The organism is Pseudomonas sp. GW821-FHT02B10 (genome assembly GCF_059421865.1).
In genome coordinates, this window is sequence record NZ_JBWKVU010000007.1 from 40,401 (window position 1) to 57,580 (window position 17,180).

20 protein-coding genes are annotated in these 17,180 nt (G+C 60.1%); 1 reads left to right on the forward strand and 19 read right to left on the reverse strand.

Annotation, left to right across the window (positions count from 1 at the left end; all coding sequences use genetic code 11):
• Position 1: 1 nt before the first annotated feature.
• The 14 genes from AC07VU_RS16530 to trmJ all read right to left on the reverse strand — a co-directional run bounded on the left by AC07VU_RS16530 (position 2) and on the right by trmJ (position 10,933).
• Positions 2-1,036, reverse strand: coding sequence for a RodZ domain-containing protein (locus tag AC07VU_RS16530; RefSeq protein ID WP_274304537.1), 1,035 nt, complete (start codon positions 1,034-1,036; stop codon positions 2-4).
• Positions 1,036-1,794, reverse strand: coding sequence for a type IV pilus biogenesis/stability protein PilW (gene pilW, locus AC07VU_RS16535; RefSeq protein WP_053262508.1), 759 nt, complete (start codon positions 1,792-1,794; stop codon positions 1,036-1,038). Before pilW ends, AC07VU_RS16530 begins: the two co-directional genes overlap by 1 nt.
• A 12-nt stretch (positions 1,795-1,806) precedes the next feature.
• Entirely contained in the window at positions 1,807-2,955 is a 1,149-nt protein-coding gene (gene rlmN, locus AC07VU_RS16540) for a dual-specificity RNA methyltransferase RlmN (protein ID WP_007929531.1), read from the reverse strand.
• 29 nt (positions 2,956-2,984) lie between these two features.
• Positions 2,985-3,410 carry a nucleoside-diphosphate kinase gene (gene ndk, locus AC07VU_RS16545; RefSeq protein WP_007929529.1) on the reverse strand — a complete coding sequence of 142 codons (426 nt, stop codon included), beginning with the start codon at positions 3,408-3,410 and terminating at the stop codon, positions 2,985-2,987.
• A 94-nt stretch (positions 3,411-3,504) separates the two neighbouring features.
• Entirely contained in the window at positions 3,505-3,705 is a 201-nt protein-coding gene (gene iscX / locus AC07VU_RS16550) for a Fe-S cluster assembly protein IscX (protein WP_007929528.1), read from the reverse strand.
• A 14-nt stretch (positions 3,706-3,719) separates the two neighbouring features.
• The gene (gene fdx, locus AC07VU_RS16555; RefSeq protein ID WP_009045439.1) at positions 3,720-4,061 is read right to left on the reverse strand and encodes an ISC system 2Fe-2S type ferredoxin; all 342 of its coding nucleotides are present in this window, start codon (positions 4,059-4,061) and stop codon (positions 3,720-3,722) included.
• 3 nt (positions 4,062-4,064) lie between these two features.
• The gene (gene hscA, locus AC07VU_RS16560; protein ID WP_495030147.1) at positions 4,065-5,927 is read right to left on the reverse strand and encodes a Fe-S protein assembly chaperone HscA; all 1,863 of its coding nucleotides are present in this window, start codon (positions 5,925-5,927) and stop codon (positions 4,065-4,067) included.
• A 51-nt stretch (positions 5,928-5,978) separates the two neighbouring features.
• Complete coding sequence (gene hscB / locus AC07VU_RS16565; RefSeq protein ID WP_007929525.1) at positions 5,979-6,500, reverse strand: co-chaperone HscB; 522 nt, start codon at positions 6,498-6,500, stop codon at positions 5,979-5,981.
• An 8-nt stretch (positions 6,501-6,508) separates the two neighbouring features.
• Complete coding sequence (gene iscA, locus AC07VU_RS16570; protein WP_007929524.1) at positions 6,509-6,832, reverse strand: iron-sulfur cluster assembly protein IscA; 324 nt, start codon at positions 6,830-6,832, stop codon at positions 6,509-6,511.
• Between the two features lie 48 nt (positions 6,833-6,880).
• On the reverse strand, positions 6,881-7,267 hold the full coding sequence (iscU, locus tag AC07VU_RS16575) for a Fe-S cluster assembly scaffold IscU (RefSeq protein WP_007929523.1): 387 nt from the start codon (positions 7,265-7,267) through the stop codon (positions 6,881-6,883).
• Positions 7,268-7,369: 102 nt separating this feature from the next.
• Positions 7,370-8,584, reverse strand: a complete 1,215-nt coding sequence (locus tag AC07VU_RS16580; RefSeq protein WP_495030148.1) for an IscS subfamily cysteine desulfurase — start codon at positions 8,582-8,584, stop codon at positions 7,370-7,372.
• Between the two features lie 50 nt (positions 8,585-8,634).
• Complete coding sequence (gene iscR, locus AC07VU_RS16585; RefSeq protein WP_009045442.1) at positions 8,635-9,126, reverse strand: Fe-S cluster assembly transcriptional regulator IscR; 492 nt, start codon at positions 9,124-9,126, stop codon at positions 8,635-8,637.
• A gap of 258 nt (positions 9,127-9,384) precedes the next feature.
• On the reverse strand, positions 9,385-10,161 hold the full coding sequence (gene cysE, locus AC07VU_RS16590) for a serine O-acetyltransferase (RefSeq protein WP_274304540.1): 777 nt from the start codon (positions 10,159-10,161) through the stop codon (positions 9,385-9,387).
• Positions 10,154-10,933, reverse strand: a complete 780-nt coding sequence (gene trmJ / locus AC07VU_RS16595; RefSeq protein WP_007929516.1) for a tRNA (cytosine(32)/uridine(32)-2'-O)-methyltransferase TrmJ — start codon at positions 10,931-10,933, stop codon at positions 10,154-10,156. Before trmJ ends, cysE begins: the two co-directional genes overlap by 8 nt.
• 256 nt (positions 10,934-11,189) lie before the next feature.
• Here trmJ and suhB point away from each other — a divergent pair, with 256 nt between their 5' ends.
• On the forward strand, positions 11,190-12,005 hold the full coding sequence (suhB, locus tag AC07VU_RS16600) for a type III secretion system regulator SuhB (RefSeq protein ID WP_007929514.1): 816 nt from the start codon (positions 11,190-11,192) through the stop codon (positions 12,003-12,005).
• Between the two features lie 146 nt (positions 12,006-12,151).
• Here the strand turns inward: suhB and AC07VU_RS16605 are convergent, their stop codons facing one another.
• The 5 genes from AC07VU_RS16605 to tgt form a co-directional block, all read right to left on the reverse strand.
• Positions 12,152-12,700 carry a glycine zipper 2TM domain-containing protein gene (locus tag AC07VU_RS16605; RefSeq protein ID WP_007929513.1) on the reverse strand — a complete coding sequence of 183 codons (549 nt, stop codon included), beginning with the start codon at positions 12,698-12,700 and terminating at the stop codon, positions 12,152-12,154.
• Positions 12,701-12,820: 120 nt separating this feature from the next.
• Positions 12,821-13,735 carry a protein translocase subunit SecF gene (secF, locus tag AC07VU_RS16610; protein WP_007929512.1) on the reverse strand — a complete coding sequence of 305 codons (915 nt, stop codon included), beginning with the start codon at positions 13,733-13,735 and terminating at the stop codon, positions 12,821-12,823.
• Between the two features lie 9 nt (positions 13,736-13,744).
• Complete coding sequence (gene secD, locus AC07VU_RS16615) at positions 13,745-15,613, reverse strand: protein translocase subunit SecD (protein WP_495030149.1); 1,869 nt, start codon at positions 15,611-15,613, stop codon at positions 13,745-13,747.
• Positions 15,614-15,675: 62 nt separating this feature from the next.
• A complete protein-coding gene (gene yajC / locus AC07VU_RS16620; RefSeq protein ID WP_007929510.1) occupies positions 15,676-16,011 on the reverse strand; it encodes a preprotein translocase subunit YajC in 336 nt (111 codons plus the stop codon).
• A gap of 47 nt (positions 16,012-16,058) precedes the next feature.
• Positions 16,059-17,174, reverse strand: coding sequence for a tRNA guanosine(34) transglycosylase Tgt (gene tgt / locus AC07VU_RS16625; RefSeq protein ID WP_162096445.1), 1,116 nt, complete (start codon positions 17,172-17,174; stop codon positions 16,059-16,061).
• Positions 17,175-17,180: the final 6 nt, after the last annotated feature.

Sequence of the window (17,180 nt, forward strand, 5' to 3'; positions counted from 1 at the left end):
CTTATTGACCTAACTTCAGGCGAGCAGTCTCGCCACTGGTGAACGGAGCCACATCGACCGCTTGTCCGTTGTAGCTGACCTGCGCACCACGGGCATAACCCAGGCGCACGGCAAATGGCGGCTTGCCGGAAACATCGGCGGTCTCGCCCTTGCGCTTCAGGCCACTCAACAACACTTTACCGCTGCCGTCGGTGATCTGGGTCCAGCAATCGGCTGTGAACTGGATCTGTACCTGACCCGCGCCGGCTACAGGCGCGGCGGCGGGCGCAGTTGGAACTGCCGGGGCAGCCGGAATAGTCGCTGCTGCGACCACGGGCGCTACAGGGGCAGGCGCGGCCAAAGCGCTCGGCGCTGGTGCCGCCGGGGCCACGACCACTGGAGCAGGAGCAACCGGGGCCGCAGGTGCGGCAGCCGGAGCACTTGGCGCAGGAGCCGCGGCATCCGCAGCGGTCTGGCCTGGAGCCGGGGTTTCAGGCAGGGCCAGGGCGGTTTCGCCCTCGGTCTGACCTTCCACGACCGCCTGGTCTTCCGGCTCGTCGATCGGATGAATCTGCGTGGTGCCGTCGGCCCCCTCGACTTCGACGTGTTCCTGATTGAGGCCAACCAGCTCCTTGGTGCGCACGGACGTTTGATCCTGCCACCAGATAAAGCCACCACCGATCACCGCGATCAGCAGCAACAGGCTGACGATGCGCAAAATGGTGTGGGAAACCCGTACTGGCTCTTCGATACGGCCGAGGCTGTGCACATTGCTGCCCTGGGAATCGGTGCCCGTGTATTGGTCGAAGGCCTGGACCAGAACGGCCTGGTCCATCCCCAGCAACTTGGCATAGGCACGGATATAACCGCGGGCGAAGGTATGCCCCGGCAGTTTGTCGAAAGCGCCGGCTTCCAGGTTGCTCAACGAGTTTGCGGTCAGATTGAGCTTGAGGGCCACTTCAGCCAGCGACCAACCATTGCTTTCGCGGGCCTGACGCAGGGTCTCACCGGGGTTGACGCGAGTCGCTGCTAGAACTTCGGGATGCGCCGCTTTCATCATTGCTCCGACAGGTATTGCTGATATTCCGGCGTACCGGGATAGAGTCGTTTTAATTGCAGGCCGTAACTGGCGGCCTTGTCGCGATCTTCAAACACCGTTGCCAGCCGAACGCCGAGCAATAGACTACGTGCATTTTGCTCGCTCAGCAGGCTAAAACGATCGTAATAGTCGCGTGCGGGCACATAATGCCTGTCTTCGAAGGACAACTCAGCCATTTCCAGCAATGCGCGAGGCTGCTGGCGGTTCAGGCGCAGGGCTTTTTCCAGGTGTTGCCGGGCCAGGTCACGCTCACCCAGCATCGCGGCGGTCATGCCAAGGTTCTCGAACACTCGGGATCGCTCGGGGTACAGGGTATCAGCAGCCGCCTGCTCAAAGCGCTGATAAGCATCTTTGTAACGTTTTTCTTCGAAGAGAAAACTGCCGTAGTTGTTCAGGATACGGGCATCGGAGGGACGCGCAGCCAGGGCCTTGCGGTAATGCTGGTCAGCCAGCTCGGGCTCCATTTCAGCCTGGAACACCAGCGCCAGGGCGGCATTGGCATCAGCGTCGGACTCGTCCAGCTCCAGGGCCTTTTTCAGCGGCACTTTCGCCCGCTCGGTCATGCCTTGCTGCAGATACCCCAGGCCCAGCTGAACATAGGCCTCACGCGCCTCGTCCCGCCCCTTGCTTGTCTTCATCGGGTTGAAATCCCCCGAAAGAACACAGCCAGCCGACAGGCTGACAAAAAGCAGAAGCAGCGCGACGCGCAAGGTCATGGAGATCCTCTCTCAGGTACGATTCGCAGCGCTTTGCGGCATATCGGCGTCGGCGCTCAACTCGCGCACGGCGATATAACGTTCGCTACGACGGGTGCGATCCAGCACCTGCCCGACCAGTTGTCCACAGGCCGCATCGATGTCTTCGCCGCGCGTGGTGCGCACGGTGACGTTGAAGCCTGCGTGATGCAGTTGATCCTGGAACCGGCGAATGGCGTTGTTGCTCGGCCGCTCGTAACCGGAATGCGGGAACGGGTTGAACGGGATCAGGTTGATCTTGCAAGGAATGTCCTTGAGCAACGCGATCATCTCGACAGCGTGTTCAACCTTATCATTGACGTCCTTGAGCAGCGTGTACTCAATCGTCAGCACACGTTTCTCGCCCAGCGACGACATGTAGCGCTGGCAGGACTCGAGCAGCATCTTCAGCGGGTACTTCTTGTTGATCGGTACCAGCTGGTTGCGCAGCGCATCGTTCGGTGCGTGCAGGGACAACGCCAGGGAAACGTCGATGTGCTTGGCCAGCTCATCGATCATCGGTACCACGCCGGAGGTCGACAGGGTCACGCGGCGCTTGGAAATGCCGTAGCCCAGGTCGTCCATCATCAGGTGCATGGCCGAGATGACGTTGTCGAAGTTCAGCAGCGGCTCACCCATGCCCATCATCACCACGTTGGTGATGGCACGGTCGACGGTCGCCGGGACGCTGCCAAAGGATTTGTTGGCAATCCACACCTGGCCGATGACTTCGGCGGCGGTGAGGTTGCTATTGAAGCCTTGCTTGCCGGTGGAGCAGAAACTGCAGTCCAGGGCACAGCCTGCCTGGGACGAAACGCACAAGGTGCCGCGTTTGCCCTGGGGAATGTAAACGGTCTCGACGCAGCTGCCGGACGCCACGCGCACCACCCACTTGCGGGTGCCGTCGCTGGAGATGTCCTCGCTGACCACTTCCGGACCGCGAATTTCGGCAACGGCCTTGAGCTTTTCGCGCAAGGCCTTGCCGACGTTCGTCATGGCGTCGAAATCATCGACGCCAAAGTGGTGAATCCATTTCATTACCTGACCGGCACGGAAACGCTTCTCCCCGATTGAGTCGAAGAATTTTTCCATTTCCGGTTGAGTCAGACCCAACAGGTTAGTTTTGCCAGTCGATGTAGTCATGGTTTCACCTTCACTCACGGGCCTTTGGCTTAGCGAGTGGTCACTTCGGTGGAAGCGAAGAAGTAAGCGATTTCGCGTGCAGCAGCGGCTTCGGAGTCCGAACCGTGAACGGCGTTGGCGTCGATGGATTCAGCGAAGTCAGCGCGGATGGTGCCGGCAGCAGCTTCTTTAGGGTTGGTAGCGCCCATCAGTTCACGGTTCAGAGCGATAGCGTTTTCGCCTTCCAGAACCTGAACGACAACCGGACCGGAAGTCATGAAAGCAACCAGCTCGCCGAAGAAGCCACGAGCGCTGTGCTCAGCGTAGAAGCCTTCAGCTTCGGCTTTCGACAGTTGCTTCATTTTCGAAGCTACAACGCGCAGGCCAGCTTTTTCGAAACGGGTAACGATCTCGCCGATGACGTTTTTTGCAACAGCGTCAGGCTTGATGATGGAGAAAGTACGTTGAACAGCCATGGTGTAACTCCAGAAACGGTGATTAAAGCGAAAAATTAAACCCGCGAATTATACGCGGGTTTATAGGGATTGCCTAACTGCGTACGGGACAGACTCAGTCTGCTTCTTCGATCCAGGCGGCCTGAATGGCTTCAAGAACCTTCTCGCCACCGCGAGCCGGATCGTCGCTGAATTCCGGCAGTGCCAGAACCCATTGGTGCAGATCGACAAAGTTTACGTACCGCGGGTCCACATCCGGCTTGGATTCAGCCAGCTGGATTGCGATTTCCAGCACATCAACCCATTTCAGACTCATGATGATTCCTTGAATCAGTGCGGCGCTTCGGCTGCATGGTTGAGCGAGTATTTCGGAATTTCGACGGTCAGGTCTTCCTCGCCGACGATCGCCTGGCAGGATAGACGCGATTGCGCCTCCAGGCCCCAGGCTTTGTCCAGCAAGTCTTCTTCCAGCTCGTCGGCTTCGTTCAGCGAGTCGAAACCCTCGCGAACGATGCAGTGACAGGTGGTACAGGCGCAGACGCCGCCGCAGGCGCTCTCGATCTCGATGTGGTTGTCATGCGCCACTTCGAGAATCGAGGTACCCGGGGCAGCCTCTACAACCAGGCCATCCGGGCAAAACACGGCGTGTGGCAGAAAAATGATCTGCGGCATCAGTTATTCCTCGATTTCATTCAGATTGCGCCCCGCCAGAGCGGCTTTCACCGTCGAGTCCAGGCGGCGGGCAGCAAAAGCATCGGTCACTTGCGACAGACGCTTGGTCTGCTGCTCGATGGCGTAACCATCGGTGCCACGCATCAATTCACTCAATTCCTGCATTTGCAGCTCGATGACCATGCGCTCTTCGACATCCAGCAGACGCTCGCCGTCCGCCTCCAGAGCACCCTGCACCGCCTCGATCAGGCGCTGGGCATCGACCTGCTGCTCACGCAGCACGCGGGCGACCTTGTCGTCGCTGGCGTACTGGAAGGAATCCTTGAGCATCCTGGCGATTTCGCCATCGGTCAGACCGTAGGAGGGCTTGACCTGGATGCTGGCTTCGACGCCCGAGCCCAGTTCACGAGCGGACACGCTCAGCAGACCGTCGGCATCGACCTGGAAGGTCACGCGGATCTTCGCTGCCCCGGCGACCATGGCCGGAATGCCGCGCAGTTCGAAACGCGCCAGGGAACGGCAGTCGCTGATCAGCTCGCGCTCGCCCTGCAACACATGAATCATCATGGCCGACTGGCCATCTTTGTAAGTGGTGAAGTCCTGGGCCCGGGCGACAGGGATGGTGGTGTTACGCGGAATCACCTTCTCCATCAACCCACCCATGGTTTCCAACCCCAGGGACAGCGGAATCACATCAAGCAGCAGCAGTTCGCCACCATCGCGCTTGTTGCCGGCCAGGGTATCGGCCTGGATCGCGGCACCAATGGCCACCACCTGATCCGGGTCGATCTCGGTCAGCGGCTGGCGACCGAACATTTCGGCGACCGCCTCGCGAACCCGTGGAACACGGGTCGAACCACCGACCATGACCACTGCCTGGACATCTTCCAGCTCGACATTGGAATCACGCACGGCGCGACGGCAGGCCTTGAGGCTGCGCGCCACCATCGGCTCGATCAGGGCATCGAAGGCTTCGCGGGTCAGCGGCGCCGACCAGGCGCCATAGGTCACGTCGACCGATGGGGCATTGGTAAGCGCTTCCTTGGCGGCACAGGCGATTTGCAGCAGATTACGCTGCTTGCCCGGATCAAGATCGGCGGACAGGCCGGCGCTCTCGATGATCCAGCCGGCGATCGCATGATCGAAATCGTCACCGCCCAGGGCGCTGTCGCCACCGGTGGCCAGCACTTCGAAGACGCCGCCGGTCAGGCGCAAAATGGAAATATCGAAGGTCCCGCCACCCAGATCATAAATGGCCACCACGCCTTCAGCGTGTTGATCCAGACCATAGGCCACGGCCGCCGCGGTCGGCTCGTTGAGCAGACGCAACACATTGAGACCGGCCAGCTTGGCCGCATCCTTGGTCGCTTGACGCTGCGCATCGTCGAAATAGGCCGGAACGGTGATCACCGCCCCCACCAGCTCACCGCCCAGGGTCGACTCGGCGCGCTGGCGCAGGACCTTAAGGATATCGGCGGAGACTTCCACCGGGCTTTTCGGGCCCTGGATGGTGTCGATGAACGGCATGTGCGACTCGCCGTCGACGAAGCGGTATGGCAACTGCTCGCCCAACTGCTTGACGTCGGACAGACCACGCCCCATCAAGCGCTTGACCGACAACACGGTGTTCAGGGGATCGGCAGACGCCGCCAGCCTGGCAGACTCGCCCACCTCGACACGGTCGGCGTGATAGCGTACGGCAGATGGCAGGATGACCTGCCCGCTGGCGTCGGCCAGCGGCTCGGAAAGACCACTGCGCAAGGCAGCGACCAGCGAATTGGTAGTACCCAAGTCGATCCCCACAGCCAGGCGACGCTGGTGCGGTTGAGGACTTTGGCCGGGTTCAGCGATCTGCAGTAGGGCCATGTTTATCTGGACTTATCTGTATATCAGGCGTGCGACCGGAGCGGCACTGGGTTAATCGTCGAGGCGCTCTTCTAACTGGCGCACTTCGTAGGTGAGCTTGTCGAGGAACTGCATGCGCCGCATCAGGCGCTCGGCCTGTTCGCGTTGCGCAGCATCATCCCAACAGGCTGCGAAGCTTTCGTTCAATTCATCCTGGGCCACTTTCAGGCGGCGCTTGAAAGCTGCAATACCGGCCAGATCGGCCTCGTCCTGCAGATCCTCGAGCTCTTCGCGCCACTGCATCTGCTGCAGAAGGAACTCCGGATCGTGCACCGTGACCTCCAGCGGCAGCTCATGACCGCCCATCGCGAGCAGGTATCGCGCGCGCTTGGGGGGACTCTTGAGAGTCTGGTAGGCCTCATTGAGGCTGGCGGATTGTTCCAGCGCCAGGCGCTGCTCACGCTCGGAAGCGTCAGCGAAGCGGTCCGGATGAACGGCACGCGCCAACTCACGGTAGCGCGTGGCCAACTGCTCGAGATCCAGGCGGAAGCTCGGTTGCAGCTCAAATAAAGCGAAATGACAAGGAGTACCCACGAGCCGCCTCAGATGTTGAAGCTTTCGCCGCAGCCACATTCACCGCGCACGTTGGGGTTGTTGAACTTGAAGCCCTCGTTCAACCCTTCCTTGACGAAGTCCAGTTCGGTGCCATCCAGGTAGGTCAGGCTTTTCGGATCGATGATCACTTTCTCGCCATGACTCTCGAACACCTGATCGTCTTCACCGATCTCGTCGACGAACTCCAGGACATAGGCAAGGCCGGAACAGCCCGTGGTGCGAACACCCAGACGAATCCCATCACCTTTGCCGCGCCCGTTGAGGGAGCGCCGCACGTGTTGAGCAGCCGCTTCTGTCATGCTGATAGCCATCGTGACTCCTTACTTGTCGCTCAATCTGTGAAAGCTGATCCGCGAAAATCAGATCAGGCCTTTCTTCTGCTTGTAGTCGCGAACGGCTGCCTTGATGGCGTCTTCGGCGAGTACCGAGCAGTGGATTTTCACTGGCGGCAGGGCCAGCTCTTCAGCCAGCTGAGTGTTCTTGATGGTCTCTGCTTCATCCAGAGTCTTGCCTTTCATCCACTCGGTAGCCAGGGAGCTGGAGGCGATAGCCGAACCGCAACCATAGGTCTTGAACTTGGCGTCTTCGATGATGCCCTGTTCGTTGACCTTGATCTGCAGGCGCATCACGTCGCCGCACGCCGGAGCGCCGACCATGCCGGTGCCGACATCAGGATCTTCCGCGTTCATCTTGCCGACGTTGCGCGGGTTCTCGTAGTGGTCGATGACCTTTTCGCTGTAAGCCATGATTCTTAATCCTCACTCATCAGGGCCGCTCTTGAGCCCCTGTAGTTACGCCTGCGTCAGTCGCCGCGTCGCTACAGGAGCTGTACCTGGCGGCTTCTATATTTAGTGTGCCGCCCACTCGATCTTCGAGATATCGACGCCATCTTTGTACATGTCCCACAGCGGCGACAGAGCGCGCAGCTTGGTCACGGCCTCGCAGACTTTCTGCGCGGCATAATCGATTTCTTCTTCGGTGGTGAAGCGGCCGAAGGTGAAGCGGATCGAGCTGTGTGCCAGTTCGTCGTTGCGGCCCAGGGCGCGCAGTACGTACGAAGGCTCCAGCGAAGCCGAGGTGCAGGCCGAACCGGAGGAAACCGCCAGGTCCTTGAGCGCCATGATCAGCGACTCGCCTTCGACGTAGTTGAAGCTCAGGTTCAGGTTGTGCGGTACGCGGGAGGTCATGCTGCCGTTGATGTACAGCTCCTCCAGGTGCTCGACCTGCTTGTAGAAACGGTCGCTCAACGCCTTGATGCGCAGGTTTTCGGCAGCCATGTCTTCCTTGGCTACACGGAAGGCTTCGCCCATGCCAACGATCTGGTGGGTGGCCAGGGTGCCGGAACGCATGCCGCGCTCGTGACCGCCGCCGTGCATGGTCGCTTCGAGGCGAACCCGCGGCTTGCGGCTGACGTACAGCGCACCGATACCCTTAGGACCGTAGGTCTTGTGGGCGGAGAAGGACATCAGGTCGACTTTCAGCGCCTGCAGGTCGATGTCGACCTTGCCGGTGGACTGAGCCGCGTCGACGTGGAACAGAATGCCTTTGGAACGAGTCAGCTCGCCAATGGCGGCGATGTCGTTGATGGTGCCGATTTCGTTGTTCACGTGCATGATCGAAACCAGGATGGTGTCGTCGCGCAGGGCGGCTTCAACCATGGCCGGAGTGATCAGGCCGTCTTCGCCCGGCTCGATGTAGGTGACTTCGAAGCCTTCACGCTCGAGTTGGCGCATGGTGTCCAGGACAGCCTTGTGCTCGATCTTCGAGGTGATCAGGTGCTTGCCCTTGGCGTGGTAGAAATGCGCGACACCCTTGATTGCCAGGTTGTCGGACTCGGTGGCACCGGAGGTCCAGACAATTTCACGCGGGTCGGCATTGACCAGGTCAGCCACTTGGCGACGGGCATTTTCCACCGACTCTTCGGCTTTCCAGCCGAACACGTGGGAGCGGGACGCCGGGTTACCGAAGTTTCCGTCGACCAGCAGGCATTCACTCATCTTTTGCGCGACACGCGGATCAACCGGGGTGGTCGCTGAGTAATCAAGGTAAATCGGCAATTTCATGGACTCTCTCCTAAATCAGGCTGGCTGGCGTGCCGCTAGCTCTTTGGCTGTCATTCGACGGCGGACGCTTCAATCTTGTCCAGGTGCTGCGCCTTGCCATTACAGCGGCGCTGATCCTGACGCTGGGCTACTTCTTGCACCTCACGGCGAGTCACAAGGTCAGCCAAGCTGATACCGCTCAGAAATTCGTGAATCTGCAGGCTCAGATCGCACCACAGGTGGTGGGTCAGACAGGTGTCGCCGGAATGGCAATCGCCCTGGCCCTGGCATTTGGTTGCATCGACCGACTCGTTCACCGCATCGATCACCTGGGCCACCTGAATGCCTTGCATGTCACGCGACAGCTGGTAGCCACCGCCTGGACCACGCACGCTGGACACCAGATTGCTGCGGCGCAGCTTGGCGAAGAGCTGTTCGAGATAGGACAGGGAGATGCCTTGGCGCTCAGAGATATCGGCCAGGGACACCGGCCCATGTTGCGCGTGCAACGCCAAGTCAAGCATGGCTGTTACCGCGTATCGGCCTTTTGTAGTCAGTCGCATGGACAAGTACCACGGAGTGTTTCGGGATGGGAGCGAGTATGCAATTCCCGAGTAATTAAGTCAACTATAAGACCTACTACTTTAGTCAGGTTTACCCGCAAAAGAGCGCGCGAATCATAGCAAAGTCTGCAGGGTAATGGCACACCCTGGATTTGCTCGGTGACTAATGGGTCGCCAACGCCCTTTTGGGCGCTGCACGAGCGGGCTCACTTCGACAAAGCAAGCCAGCTCGCGATCAACGCCAAAGCCCCGAAAGGCTCAGCCAACCTGGCTGTCGCCCTTGTCCTTGACGCCCGCGAAATCCTCATCGCGCAGCGCCGGAAGATCCTTGGCACAGTAGTTACTGCCCAGATCCTTCAAGGCCCCGCACATACCCTCCAGACGCCCATCGACGGCCTGCAGGTGGTCGAGCAACTGGCCAATGGCCCGCGCCACCGGGTCCGGCATGTCTTCACTGACCCCATAGGCGTCGAAACCGAGCTTCTCGGCCATGGCCTTGCGCTTGGCTTCCTGCTCGTCATCGGACTTGACGATGATGCGCCCGGGAATACCCACCACCGTGGCGCCAGCCGGCACCGCCTTGGTCACCACCGCATTGGAGCCGACCTTGGCGCCCGCCCCTACAGTGAACGGCCCCAGCACCTTGGCGCCCGCCCCCACCACCACGCCATCCTCCAGGGTCGGATGACGCTTGCCCTTGTTCCAACTGGTGCCGCCCAAAGTCACACCCTGATAGAGGGTGACGTCGTCACCGATCTCGGCGGTCTCGCCAATGACGATGCCCATGCCGTGGTCGATAAAGAAACGGCGACCGACCTTGGCCCCCGGGTGAATCTCGATCCCGGTCAACCAGCGTCCGAAGTTCGACACCAGGCGCGCCAGCCACTTCCAACCCATGCTCCACAACGCGCCGGACAGGCGATGAATCCAGATGGCATGCATGCCCGGGTAGCAGGTCAGGACCTCGAACGCATTACGCGCCGCCGGGTCACGATGGAAAACACTCTGGATATCTTCACGCAAACGCTCAAACATCATCATTCTTCCGCTTAAGGAGCTCGCCACGGGCCGCTTTCTGGGTCTCCGTGAGGATGCCACGCAAAATATTCATTTCCGCCCGACTCACCGAGCTGCGTCCGTACAATCGGCGCAGGCGCGCCATCAAGTGCCGTGGTTTTTCCGGATCGAGGAAGTCGATGGCCACCAGCGTCTGCTCCAGATGCTCGTAGAACCGCTCCAGTTCGTCCATGGTCGCCAGCTCATCACTGCGCGGCGACGCCACTTCATCCTTCTCGACCTTGCTCGGCTGGCCTTCGGCCGCCAGCCAGGACATACGCACTTCATAAGCCAGTACCTGCACCGCCGTCGCCAGGTTCAGCGAGCTGAACTCCGGGTCCGAAGGGATATGCACATGAAAATGACATCGCTGCAGCTCGTCATTGGTCAGGCCGGAATCCTCACGACCGAAGACCAAGGCAATTTCAGCGCCCTGCCCTGCCTCCTGCACCACCTTGACCCCGGACTCCCGGGGATCGAGCAATGGCCAGGGGATACGCCGGTCACGGGCGCTGGTGCCAAACACCAGGGTGCAGCCGGCCAAGGCATCTTCCAGGGTGGCGACGACCTGAGCGTTTTCCAGAATGTCGGTAGCGCCGGAGGCGCGCGCATCGGCCTCATGGGACGGGAAAATTCGCGGCTCGACCAACACCAGCCGCGACAGCCCCATGTTCTTCATGGCACGCGCAGCACCACCGATGTTCCCGGGATGACTGGTATTGACCAGGACGACACGAATGTTCTGCAGCAAGGGAGGCGCTCTCGGACACAGGAAAGGGGAGCAAATCTTACAGAACAGCCAGCGCTCCCGCCTCAAAAATAACTGCTTCTGGACCGCACCTTATAGAAGCCGACCAGCTCCAGACGAACCGCCACTCGTCAAAATGTGCACGTATTTACGGGCCCGGGCGGCAGTTCAAGGCAAGCGGAGCGAATGTCGACCTTCATCTGCAAAAGTTTTCTGCTAGAATGCTCGGCTTTCTTTAACAACCTTAGGTGACCTATCCATGCAGCCAATGCTGAATATCGCGCTGCGCGCCGCCCGCAGCGCCAGTGAACTGATTTTCCGCTCCATCGAGCGCCTGGATACCATCAAGGTCGACGAAAAAGACGCCAAAGACTACGTATCCGAAGTTGATCGCGCTGCCGAGCAGAAGATCATCGACGCATTGCGCAAGGCCTACCCGACTCACGGCATTCTCGGTGAAGAAACCGGCCTGCACGCTGGCAGCGGCGAAGGCGAAGACTACCTGTGGATCATCGATCCGCTGGACGGCACCACCAACTTCCTGCGCGGCATTCCTCATTTCGCTGTCAGCATCGCCTGCAAATACCGCGGTCGCCTGGAACACGCTGTGGTTCTGGACCCGGTGCGCCAGGAAGAATTCACCGCCAGCCGTGGTCGCGGTGCCCAACTGAACGGTCGTCGCCTGCGCGTCAGCGGCCGCACCAGCCTGGACGGCGCCCTGCTGGGTACCGGCTTCCCGTTCCGTGACGACCAAATGGACAACCTCGACAACTACCTGGGCATGTTCCGCGCCCTGGTCGGCCAGACCGCCGGCATCCGCCGCGCCGGTGCTGCCAGCCTGGACCTGGCCTACGTGGCTGCCGGTCGTTTCGACGCCTTCTGGGAGTCGGGCCTGTCCGAGTGGGACATGGCTGCGGGCGCCCTGCTGATCCAAGAAGCCGGCGGCCTGGTGAGCGACTTCACCGGCGGTCACGACTTCCTGGAAAAAGGCCACGTGGTTGCCGGCAACACCAAATGCTTCAAGGCGGTCCTCACCGCTATCCAGCCGCACCTGCCGGCTTCGCTGAAGCGCTAAGCGCCAGCGACAAAAAAGCACCCCTCGGGGTGCTTTTTTTATGCCTGGGATTTGTCGGAAAACACTCTTTCTGTAGAAGCAAACCCAAGCCACAGGCAATAAAAAAGCACCCCGCAGGGTGCTTTTTTTGATTGACGCCGAAAGGCTTATTGCACCGGCTGGTTCTGGCCCAGGATCAACTGACCTTCCTTGTTGACCGGAATCTGGCTACCTGGATCACGATCCATACGCACCTGACCCTGCTTGCCGTTCAGCTCATACTTCACGTCATAACCCACGACTTTTTCGCTGATGTCGTTGACCGTGTTGCAGCGAGTCTGAGTGGTGGTGTAGGTGTCACGCTCCTGCATGCCTTCCTGCACCTTGTTACCCGCGTAACCACCGCCGACCGCACCGGCGACCGTGGCGATCTTCTTGCCTGTACCGCCGCCGATCTGGTTACCCAGAAGGCCACCGGCCAGCGCACCGACCACCGTACCGGCGATCTGATGTTGATCCTTCACCGGAGCCTGACGGGTCACGGTGACGTCCTTGCACACTTCACGCGGTGTTTTGATCTGTTGTTTGACCGGCTGAACTGCCAGCACCTGCGCATACTCAGGGCCACTATTGACCAGCTTGTAGGTGGCAACAGCCCCCCCAGCAGTCACAGCGACGGCACCTAATACCGCACCAACTAGCATCGACTTGTTCACGTGAACCTCCTGACCATCACAAGCGGGACAAGCCCGCGCTTCTCCCAGCCTTGGAGCATAAAAAAAGGCGCGAGTTCAATACTCGCGCCTTTTCGACTGCCTGCCGGGAATGGAAAACCGTTATGGACGGTCGTCGACTTCCTTCTCGGTATTGGCCGGAGGAATCAGGTCCTCACTGCTCAGGTTCAGCCAGATCAGTACCACGTTGGCGATGTAGATCGACGAGTAGGTACCCGCCAGGACACCGACGAACAAGGCGATGGAGAAGCCCCACAGGTTGTCGCCACCGAAGAACAACAGTGCCGCGATCGCCAGCAGGGTGGAGATCGAGGTCGCCATGGTGCGCAACAGGGTCTGAGTGGTCGAGATGTTGATGTTCTCGATCAGGCTGGCCTTGCGCAGCACACGGAAGTTCTCACGCACCCGGTCGAACACCACGATGGTGTCGTTGAGCGAGTAGCCGATGATCGCCAGTACCGCCGCCAGCACCGTCAGGTCGAAGGTGATCTGGAAGAACGACAGGATACCCACGGTCACCACCACGTCGTGGATCAGGGAGACGATGGCGCCGACCGCGAACTTCCACTGAAAGCGGAAGGCCAGGTAGATCAGGATGCCGCCCAGCGCCATCAGCATGCCGAGGCCGCCCTGGTCGCGCAGCTCTTCACCCACTTGCGGGCCGACGAACTCGACGCGCTTGACCTGCGCCGGGTTGTCGCCGCCGGTCTTCTGCAGCGCCTCCGCCACCTGGTGGCCCAGTTGCGGGTCTTCACCCGGCATCCGCACCAGCAGATCGGTGGTCGCACCGAAGCTTTGCACGATCGCTTCGTGATAGCCGGACTCGCTCAGTTGAGCACGAACCTTCATCACATCCGCCGGACGCTCGTAGGTCAGCTCGATGAGCGTACCGCCGGTAAAGTCCAGGCCATAGTTCAACCCCTTGTGGAACCAGCTGAACAGCGCCAGAACGGTCAGGAGCAAAGTGACGCCGAACGCAACGTTCCGCACGCCCATGAAGTTGATAGTACGTAACATGGCAGCCCCTTAAATCCACAACTTCTTGAAGTCACGACCGCCGAAGATCAGGTTGACCATCGCACGGGTCAGCCAGATGGCCGTGAACATCGAGGTAAAGATCCCGAGGGACATGGTCACCGCAAAGCCCTTGACCGGGCCGGTGCCCATGGCAAAGAGAATCCCGCCGACCAGCAACGTGGTCAGGTTGGAGTCGAGAATCGCGGTGAATGCCCGGCCGAAGCCTTCGTTGATTGCCCGCTGCACGGTCATGCCGGCGGCGATCTCTTCACGTATCCGCGAGAAGATCAGTACGTTGGCGTCCACCGCCATACCCATGGTCAGCACGATACCGGCGATACCCGGCAGGGTCAGCGTAGCCCCCAGCAAGGACATCAGGGCCAGCAGCAGCACCATGTTCAGCGCCAGCGCCACGGTGGCGATGACGCCGAAGAAACGGTAGATGGCGATGATGAACAGCGACACGAACAGCATGCCCCACAGCGACGCATCGATACCCTTGGTGATGTTGTCGGCACCCAGGCTCGGGCCGATGGTGCGCTCTTCGGCGAAGTACATCGGTGCGGCCAGACCACCGGCACGCAGCAGCAGCGCCAGCTCGGAGGACTCGCCCTGGCCGTTCAGGCCGGTGATGCGGAACTGGCTACCCAGCGGCGACTGAATGGTCGCCAGGCTGATGATCTTCTTCTCTTCCTTGAAGCTCTGCACCGCGACGTCTTTCTCGACACCGTCGACCACTTGCTTGGTGTAAGTGGTGGTCGGTTTCTGCTCGATGAAGATCACCGCCATGCTGCGACCGACATTGCTGCGGGTCGAACGGCTCATCAGCTCGCCGCCGTGGCCATCGAGTTTGATGTTCACCTGTGGACGACCATGCTCGTCGAAGCCCGCCTGGGCATCGGTCACCTGGTCACCGGTGATGATCAGGCCACGCTCGATCAGCGCAGGAGGACGATTGCCTTCACGGAACTCGAAAGATTCGGAAGTGGCTTTCGAAGCGCCCGGCTCAGCGGCCAGACGGAACTCAAGGTTGGCCGTCTTGCCCAGGATACGCTTGGCTTCAGCGGTGTCCTGCACGCCCGGCAGCTCAACCACGATACGGTTGGCGCCCTGGCGCTGAACCAGAGGCTCGGCAACACCCAGCTCGTTGACGCGGTTACGCACCGTGGTCAAGTTCTGCTTGATGGAGTATTCACGGATTTCCGCCAGCTTGGCCGGGGTCATCGCCAGACGCAGCACCGCCTGACCATTGAGGTCGGCCGGAACAATGTCGAAATCGTTGAAGTTCTTGCGGATCAGCGCACGGGCCTGTTCACGGGTCGCTTCGTCGCTGAAGCCCAGTTGAATGGCACCGCCCAGCTGCGGCAGGCTGCGATAGCGCAGACGCTCTTTACGCAGCAGGCTCTTCACATCGCCTTCGTAGACTTTCAGGCGTGCGTCGAGGGCTTTTTCCATGTCCACTTCCAGCAGGAAGTGCACACCACCGGACAAGTCCAGGCCCAGCTTCATCGGATGCGCGCCGAGGTTGCGCAGCCATTGCGGGGTGGTTTGTGCCAGGTTCAATGCAACGACGTAGTCGTCACCCAGGGCCTTGCGCACGACGTCCTTGGCTGGAAGCTGGTCTTCCTGCTTGGACAGACGCAACAGCCCGCCCTTGCCCTTGGCCGCGATGGTCGCTGCCTTGACGTTGATCCCGGCGTCGGTGAGCGCTTTGCTCGCACGATCCAGATCCGCCTGAGTGACCTGCAACGCGGTGCTCGCGCCGCTGACCTGAATGGCCGGATCATCAGGGTATAGATTGGGAGCGGAATAAATAAAACCGATCGCCAGCACCGCCAGGATCAGTACGTATTTCCACAGAGGGTATTTGTTCAGCATCACGCCGCCCGTTTATGAAGCGGGGCGCCTTGCGCGCCCCGTCGATTGGTAAAAGTTGAAACTTAGATCGCCTTCAGCGTGCCTTTTGGCAGCGTGGCAGCGATCGCGCCTTTCTGAAACTTCATCTCGATAGTGTCGGAAACTTCCAGCACTACGAAGTCGTCGGTCACTTTGGTGATCTTGCCGGCGATACCGCCAGTAGTCACAACTTCGTCACCTTTTTGCAGGCTGCCCAGCAGGTTCTTTTGCTCTTTGGCGCGCTTGGCCTGTGGACGCCAGATCATCAGGTAGAAGATGACCAGGAAACCGACCAGGAAAATCCACTCAAAGCCAGTGCCGGCAGGGCCAGCAGCAGGTGCAGCAGCATCAGCCATTGCAGTCGAGATAAAAAAGCTCATGTAACACTCCGGATAATTGCAAAAGTGGGTCTAAACGTCTTTAGAACTTATTCTAAAGGCGGCACGGGTAACCCGCGTTTGGCATAGAAGGAATCGACAAAGGCGGCCAATGTACCCTGTTGAATAGCCTCGCGCAAACCAGCCATAAGCCGTTGGTAATGACGCAAATTATGGATGGTATTGAGCATGCTCCCCAGCATTTCGCCGCACTTGTCCAGATGATGCAGATAAGCACGGGAGAAGTTCTGGCAGGTATAGCAATCGCAGGTCGGATCCAGCGGCGAATCATCATGGCGATGGAACGCGTTGCGGATCTTCAGCACGCCAGTGTCAATGAACAAGTGCCCATTGCGGGCATTACGGGTTGGCATCACGCAATCGAACATGTCCACACCGCGGCGCACACCCTCAACCAGATCTTCCGGCTTGCCAACACCCATAAGGTAACGAGGTTTGTCTGCTGGCATCTGGCCTGGCAGGTAGTCCAGCACCTTGATCATCTCGTGCTTGGGCTCGCCCACCGACAGGCCACCAATGGCCAGGCCGTCGAAGCCAATCTTGTCCAGGCCTTCCAGGGAGCGCATGCGCAGGTCCTGGTGCATGCCGCCCTGGACGATGCCGAACAGCGCCGCCGTGTTGTCGCCATGGGCGTTCTTCGAGCGCTGGGCCCAGCGCAGCGACAGCTCCATGGACACCCGCGCGACGTCTTCGTCGGCCGGGTACGGGGTGCATTCGTCGAAGATCATCACGATGTCCGAGCCCAGGTCGCGCTGGACCTGCATCGACTCTTCCGGGCCCATGAAAACCTTGGCGCCGTCGACCGGCGAGGCGAAGGTCACGCCCTCCTCCTTGATCTTGCGCATGGCGCCCAGGCTGAACACCTGGAAACCGCCGGAGTCGGTGAGGATCGGGCCTTTCCACTGCATGAAATCATGCAGGTCGCCGTGCTTCTTGATCACTTCGGTGCCCGGGCGCAGCCACAAGTGGAAGGTGTTGCCCAGGATAATCTCGGCGCCAGTGGCGACGATGTCCCGCGGCAGCATGCCCTTGACCGTGCCGTAGGTGCCCACGGGCATGAAGGCCGGGGTTTCCACAGTGCCGCGGGGGAAGGTCAGACGACCGCGACGAGCCTTGCCATCGGTGGCGAGCAGCTCGAAAGACATACGACA

What these genes read in the sequence shown, in the direction of transcription:
- iscR (WP_009045442.1), bottom strand. Translation starts at nt 9,126, where the DNA reads ATGCGACTGACTACAAAAGGCCGATACGCGGTAACAGCCATGCTTGAC.
- ndk (WP_007929529.1), bottom strand. Translation starts at nt 3,410, where the DNA reads ATGGCTGTTCAACGTACTTTCTCCATCATCAAGCCTGACGCTGTTGCA.
- fdx (WP_009045439.1), bottom strand. Translation starts at nt 4,061, where the DNA reads ATGCCGCAGATCATTTTTCTGCCACACGCCGTGTTTTGCCCGGATGGC.
- hscA (WP_495030147.1), bottom strand. Translation starts at nt 5,927, where the DNA reads ATGGCCCTACTGCAGATCGCTGAACCCGGCCAAAGTCCTCAACCGCAC.
- suhB (WP_007929514.1), top strand. Translation starts at nt 11,190, where the DNA reads ATGCAGCCAATGCTGAATATCGCGCTGCGCGCCGCCCGCAGCGCCAGT.
- AC07VU_RS16580 (WP_495030148.1), bottom strand. Translation starts at nt 8,584, where the DNA reads ATGAAATTGCCGATTTACCTTGATTACTCAGCGACCACCCCGGTTGAT.
- cysE (WP_274304540.1), bottom strand. Translation starts at nt 10,161, where the DNA reads ATGTTTGAGCGTTTGCGTGAAGATATCCAGAGTGTTTTCCATCGTGAC.
- yajC (WP_007929510.1), bottom strand. Translation starts at nt 16,011, where the DNA reads ATGAGCTTTTTTATCTCGACTGCAATGGCTGATGCTGCTGCACCTGCT.
- iscU (WP_007929523.1), bottom strand. Translation starts at nt 7,267, where the DNA reads ATGGCTTACAGCGAAAAGGTCATCGACCACTACGAGAACCCGCGCAAC.
- AC07VU_RS16530 (WP_274304537.1), bottom strand. Translation starts at nt 1,036, where the DNA reads ATGAAAGCGGCGCATCCCGAAGTTCTAGCAGCGACTCGCGTCAACCCC.
- secF (WP_007929512.1), bottom strand. Translation starts at nt 13,735, where the DNA reads ATGTTACGTACTATCAACTTCATGGGCGTGCGGAACGTTGCGTTCGGC.
- secD (WP_495030149.1), bottom strand. Translation starts at nt 15,613, where the DNA reads ATGCTGAACAAATACCCTCTGTGGAAATACGTACTGATCCTGGCGGTG.
- pilW (WP_053262508.1), bottom strand. Translation starts at nt 1,794, where the DNA reads ATGACCTTGCGCGTCGCGCTGCTTCTGCTTTTTGTCAGCCTGTCGGCT.
- rlmN (WP_007929531.1), bottom strand. Translation starts at nt 2,955, where the DNA reads ATGACTACATCGACTGGCAAAACTAACCTGTTGGGTCTGACTCAACCG.
- tgt (WP_162096445.1), bottom strand. Translation starts at nt 17,174, where the DNA reads ATGTCTTTCGAGCTGCTCGCCACCGATGGCAAGGCTCGTCGCGGTCGT.
- iscA (WP_007929524.1), bottom strand. Translation starts at nt 6,832, where the DNA reads ATGGCTATCAGCATGACAGAAGCGGCTGCTCAACACGTGCGGCGCTCC.
- iscX (WP_007929528.1), bottom strand. Translation starts at nt 3,705, where the DNA reads ATGAGTCTGAAATGGGTTGATGTGCTGGAAATCGCAATCCAGCTGGCT.